This is a genomic window from Streptomyces sp. NPDC015532, from assembly GCF_043078065.1.
In the GTDB taxonomy this organism is placed as follows: domain Bacteria; phylum Actinomycetota; class Actinomycetes; order Streptomycetales; family Streptomycetaceae; genus Streptomyces.
Genome location: NZ_JBIBSY010000038.1, coordinates 1 through 4,965 on the forward strand (window position 1 = coordinate 1; position 4,965 = coordinate 4,965).

Consider the following 4,965-nt stretch of genomic DNA (forward strand, 5'->3'; position numbering starts at 1 on the left):
GCCGGCCCCAAATCGAATGGAATTCGGACACGCCGAATTCATCCCGACTGGGAGATCATGCTGGTGGTTTGAGTGCCGCATCAGCGGCGGAGGCGTCGTCGCGGAACCAGTCCGGCTCCGTGACAACTCGAAGAACTTTACGGATCCGGCAGGGCAGTGTCAACCTCCCCTGTCAAGATCTTTTCGTACGACTCTGCGCAGCTCCCCGGCCGGTCAGACCCGGCCCCTGACGACAAGACTGAAGTCGTGCCGTTCCAGGGCACCGGTCCTCGGCCGGTGCGCCCTCCAGCAACTCCGGAACTCAGCGGCCCTGCTCGCCGCGGGACGAGAGGTGCGCGCCCGGATAGTCCTGGGACGGCATGGAGCTGCCTCCGTATCTTGGCGCCATGACGGACGCGGCGGAGCCGAGGCTCGATCTGAACCGCTGGGGCGACACATCAGCCCCGGCCCCGGAGTGGCGGGGGCGCCGCCAGGACGCGTGCTCGTGCTTCGACCAGTCCAGGCCGTATCCGCGAGCCCGAGTCGGATTTCACGCCGAGCGGCAGGACACCTCGGCTCCGGGCTGGCGCCACCTGCTGGAGCTGATCGACGAGGCCACCGCCGACGGGCGCGAAGAGTTCCGTCCCCTGACCGAGCTCAGCCCGGAAGAGCGGCGGCAGATCATCACCCTGCCACCGAGCATCGCCGGGCTGACGGCGGTCAGGCACCTCGTGCTCTACGGCAGCAATCTGGTGCGGATCCCGCCCGAGATCGGGGCCATGACCAGTCTGGAGGAGTTCACCCCCTACACCTCCTACCGGCTGCACTGGTTCCCCTACGAGATCACCCGATGCCGGAAGCTGACCCGCAGCACGGTGAGCACGCGCGCGTTGTTCGGCAACTACAAGACACGACCGCCGTTCCCGCGGCTACAGCCTTCCCCAGACTCCGTCGCGGACCTCGATCCGGGAAACCTGGATCCCCGGCGCCGGGGCGCCACCGCCGTCCACAGCTGCAGTGTCTGCGACCGCCCGATCGAACAGAGCGGACTCCATCAGGTGTGGATCTCACTGCGCGTGGCCACTGACGTATTGCCCCTGCTGGTCGGCGCCTGTTCCTCGGCGTGTGTCGCCGCCCTGCCCGGCGGTGCTCGCGACTACATCCCCACGCCTCACAAGGGCGGTCGAGTCGACCAGCCGGCGTCCGACTGGGACTGACCAGCCGCGCCTCTCCTCGCCCGCCGAGATCCCCGGCAGAGCCCGTACTGCCCATTGTCAGCGTCAGTGTCCCCGCCCGGACGTTCGAGTCTCAGAGGTGTGGCGGTGGTCGCTTCTCCGGCGAGCGGCGAGCGACCACTTACCTTGGTGCCTTGGTGCCTTGGGAGAGACGAACGCGAGGGGGCGGGTCGGGTTGACGCACGAGGACGTCCACGCCGGTGAGCGCGGTACCCGCGTGCGGTGTCTGCCCGAGCCGTGGATGTGCGATGTCTTCCATCTCGACGGCAGCCTGCGGGACATTCGGGTCCTCGACACGACCCGCGTCGAGTGGATCGCGGTCCTTGAACGCCTGCGTGTTGCAGCCGACGAGACCGAGGTGGAGCACCCCTACCCCCAGCTCGATCCCGTGCATCCCTCCGTCACCGACCTCTTCCGCCTCTGGGCAGACGCCCCGGAGGGCCAGGGAACGAGTTTCTCCTTCCGGGCCCGCTTCGGTGCCGTGTGGTTCTTCGCCCTGCCCTGCGACGAGGAGGAGATCGAGTTCTCCGTCTGGCCAGAGGACGTCGTCGACGGGGCGGGGGTGGCTGCCGTGCTGCAGTTCCTGGTCGAGGTCGCGACGGCCAGCCAACGACGGGCGCTGCTGACCGGTGAGATCGTCCGGTACCACCCCGGGATGCCGACGCTGATCTCCCATGACCCTGTCACCGGCCTCACCTCCCACATCTGAGAGGTGCTGCGGACGTTCGCACCATTCGGCTCTGACGGGGATCTTGCGATGCCGCACGGTCATGGGTCGAGGAGTACGCGCTCCTTGTGAAGTCGTGGACGTGCCGTGCGGTGGCATCGAGGTGGGGGCGAGCTGTGCGGATCTCTTTCAGTTCCGCGGCGGGGACTCGGGGTCGGCCTGGGCTGTGGACGGGAGTCCTCCAGGCTGCCGCCTCGGACGAAGCGGCGGACGGTGGAGTGGTCCGGCCGCAGTGTCCGGCCGATCGTCGCCAGGAACTGCCCGTCGGCCGGCAGCGCCTGGACCGCCGCGCATCTCTCCGCTGTGCGGGCCACCGGGCGCCGAGGCCGACCCATGACGTCAAGCGTGCCGGCCGGCGGGACGAACGGCACGGCCACCGCCTCGGACGGCGCCAGCGTGCCAGGTCCCCCGCGGTTGCCTCCGCCATGACCATGGGTCCCGCGAACGCGGCCCGGATACACCCGGGGTGGGATCCGACCGCTCTCCACCGCCTCGGCGATGGTCCGCCACAGATGCCAGGCATCGGTGCCGCCGGTCGGAGCGGTCAGATTTCTGGGGCTGCGGAACCGAGGGAGCAGGCCCAGCAGCGCGTCCTGGCGATGCGGACAGCTAGCGCAGCGGCCAGGCGGGCGCCGGGACGACCGGCCTGGCCGGTGGCCAGCGGCAAGATCGCCCTGGTCGACCGGAAATCCCTCGGTGGCGCTACCGTCGGCCTTGGCCTTCCTGCCGTCCGAAGCGAGGAACGTTGAGCAACGACGCGGACCGCGACCAACCGATCCAGGACCTCAGCACCTGGACAGTCGACCGCCTCGAAGCCTTCACGCCCACGCAACAGGGCCATGAGCTGGAGCGCATCAGAGTCGTCGCCCAGTCCCACGCCTACCGTTCCGACGAGGCACGGCACGTCCGCCTGCGCTGGGCCAAGCTGTCCTTGAACGCCAATTCACGTCTGCCCGACGACACCCCATGGAGTCACGACCGGAAGACCCGCCAGAACTTCGCGCTACGCACCTGGATCATCGATCATCTTGGCCCTGGCACCGATGCAGACTGGGACCCCGAAGTCCTCGCCGCCGACACGCTCGCAGCACTCGCCCTCGATCCTGGCCAGGTCGTGGCGTTGTCCGCCAACTGGCGTGACCTCCCGACCGAGCAGATCGGCGCACTTCGCCGCTACAAGAACAAGACGGCTCACCTGGACCAGCTCTTGCACGTCCTACGGCCGGGACCTACCAAGGACCAGCTCATCACATGGACGAAGGTACGCAAGCAGCTGCCCTGAACCATCGTCCCGACGATGATCGCGGCATCCAGCGTTGATCGAAGTCCTCCTACCGAACTGGCACGTCGCCCACGAGCACGTCGCCGCGGGCCTGTCACCGCCTCGGAGAGGACAACCCCGGGGCAGAGCCGAAGCTTCACGGGTTCGGTTTGAAGAGCCACATCGGGCTGTACGACTGCGTGAAGTCCTCGGCTACTTCCCGTGTGCCGGGGTCGTCGGTGTCCAGTGCCCGGCTCACGAGCCGACCGAGGAGTTCCCAGGCTTCGACATGGACGAGGAGCTCGGCGAGGAGCCGGTATTCGTCATCGTCGGCAGAGTCGAGTCGCTCCACGATGAGTGGTTCGAGCAGAGGTACCAGGTCGTCGTGCGGGATGCGGTCGATGGCCTGCCGGACGACCAGAGCCCACCCGCGAGACAGGGAGAGGCCGACCAAGTCGCCGAGCAGAGCCGGAACGTCATCGGGGAGTGCCGCGAGGAAGTCGAGGGCAGCGCCCTGCTGCCATGGTCCTGCTTCTGCGGTCAGCGCGAGCTTGAGGAGCCCCGGCCTGTCGTGGGCCTCTTGGTAGAAGTCGGCCTGGCGGCGGTGCATTTCTCGCTTGGCTCGCTCACAGCTCCATGGATCTGGTCTGCTGGTGAACCATAGAGGTCACCGTGCGGCGGGCTCAGCGGAACTCGTGGACCACCCTGATCTCGCCGACGATATGGGCGTTGAAGGTGTCCAGCTCCTCGGCCGGAACCCAGAGTTCGAGGATCGTCTGCCCACCTGCCTGCTGGACGGGATACCGGCTCACGAACTCCGACTCGACCTCGAACCGAGTGACGAAGCCGGCGCCGTCGTGCTTCACGTTCCAGTCCCGCGCGATCCTGACCGCGTAGTCCTCGTTGAGGACCGGGTAGAAGATCGGCTGCTCGGGCAACCGGGGTGGCCAGGCACGCCAGTTCAGCTCCCGAACCAGCTCCAGTTCCTTGGGGCCGGTGGGACGCCACAGGGTCGTCGTGGCTTGCTGGCTGGTCATCCGCATCGCTCTCTGCACGTAGCCCGCCGGTACCGCGGGCCGGGAGACCGGACGATACCGGCAGCATCAGCTCCGCCACCATGTGCGCCGCTCCCACCCACACCCGCATCGCACCACGCCGATTCGCCGGCTCGAACAACTCCCACCGTCCGCGTTCGAGAGCGTGGCACGATGGGCGGCATGACGACCAACCGAAAGGTCCGTGCCGCGTAGACGGCCAGGACGCGTCCGGGCCGGCATCCCCAGCCATCGGACTCCAGAAGCACGGCCGGCCATCGACGGCTTGTCCTCGAGTGCACTGTCCGAGATCACTCGTCTCGAACGCACCCGCAACTACCTGCGGCCGGGCGACGTCAGTGCGGCCGTGCGCCTGTGGAAGGACTACGTCCGCCACCCCGAGCGCCGGCTGTGGGATGACTACGAGTCGGACAACGTGCACTGGTACTGCTGCGGCAATCCCTTCGAAGCGCGTGCTCTCCTCGACCGCGTGATGCAGGCCATGGCACCTCGAAGTGCTCGCGAGCTCCGGCAGATCGTCGGCCGGTTCGACGGCGTATGGAATTAGCCGCGCGTCGAGAAATTCCCCGGGAACGCAGAAAACCCCCGGACCGGTATCCCCGGTCCAGGGGTCTTCTCAAAAATTGTTCGGCGGCGTCCTACTCTCCCACAGGGTCCCCCCTGCAGTACCATCGGCGCTGTGAGGCTTAGCTTCCGGGTTCGGAATGT

General features: G+C 67.7%; 6 protein-coding genes and 1 rRNA gene. 4 read left to right on the forward strand and 3 right to left on the reverse strand.

The annotated features are described in order from the left end of the window. Positions 1-386 precede the first annotated feature (386 nt). From ACF07B_RS42795 to ACF07B_RS42805, 3 genes are all read left to right on the forward strand, one after another. On the forward strand, positions 387-1,196 hold the full coding sequence (locus ACF07B_RS42795; protein ID WP_392182929.1) for a leucine-rich repeat domain-containing protein: 810 nt from the start codon (positions 387-389) through the stop codon (positions 1,194-1,196). A gap of 193 nt (positions 1,197-1,389) precedes the next feature. Then, on the forward strand, positions 1,390-1,923 hold the full coding sequence (locus ACF07B_RS42800) for a hypothetical protein (RefSeq protein WP_392182930.1): 534 nt from the start codon (positions 1,390-1,392) through the stop codon (positions 1,921-1,923). A 763-nt stretch (positions 1,924-2,686) separates the two neighbouring features. Further along, positions 2,687-3,223, forward strand: a complete 537-nt coding sequence (locus ACF07B_RS42805) for a hypothetical protein (RefSeq protein ID WP_392182931.1) — start codon at positions 2,687-2,689, stop codon at positions 3,221-3,223. Between the two features lie 136 nt (positions 3,224-3,359). Here ACF07B_RS42805 and ACF07B_RS42810 read toward each other — a convergent pair whose 3' ends face one another. Together ACF07B_RS42810 and ACF07B_RS42815 are read right to left on the reverse strand one after the other, a co-directional pair. Beyond that, the gene (locus ACF07B_RS42810) at positions 3,360-3,812 is read right to left on the reverse strand and encodes a hypothetical protein (protein ID WP_392182932.1); all 453 of its coding nucleotides are present in this window, start codon (positions 3,810-3,812) and stop codon (positions 3,360-3,362) included. A gap of 73 nt (positions 3,813-3,885) precedes the next feature. Continuing rightward, entirely contained in the window at positions 3,886-4,245 is a 360-nt protein-coding gene (locus tag ACF07B_RS42815; RefSeq protein WP_392182933.1) for a hypothetical protein, read from the reverse strand. A gap of 277 nt (positions 4,246-4,522) precedes the next feature. On the opposite strand from ACF07B_RS42815, the gene ACF07B_RS42820 reads away from it, so the two are divergent. Further along, positions 4,523-4,804 carry a hypothetical protein gene (locus ACF07B_RS42820; RefSeq protein ID WP_392182934.1) on the forward strand — a complete coding sequence of 94 codons (282 nt, stop codon included), beginning with the start codon at positions 4,523-4,525 and terminating at the stop codon, positions 4,802-4,804. A gap of 78 nt (positions 4,805-4,882) precedes the next feature. Here the strand turns inward: ACF07B_RS42820 and rrf are convergent. Next, positions 4,883-4,965, reverse strand: a 5S ribosomal RNA gene (rrf, locus tag ACF07B_RS42825); the annotation flags it as partial.

Bases quoted from the DNA above. Each gene is read 5' to 3' on its own strand.
- ACF07B_RS42795 (WP_392182929.1), top strand. From the start codon at position 387: ATGACGGACGCGGCGGAGCCGAGGCTCGATCTGAACCGCTGGGGCGAC.
- ACF07B_RS42815 (WP_392182933.1), bottom strand. From the start codon at position 4,245: ATGCGGATGACCAGCCAGCAAGCCACGACGACCCTGTGGCGTCCCACC.
- ACF07B_RS42810 (WP_392182932.1), bottom strand. From the start codon at position 3,812: ATGCACCGCCGCCAGGCCGACTTCTACCAAGAGGCCCACGACAGGCCG.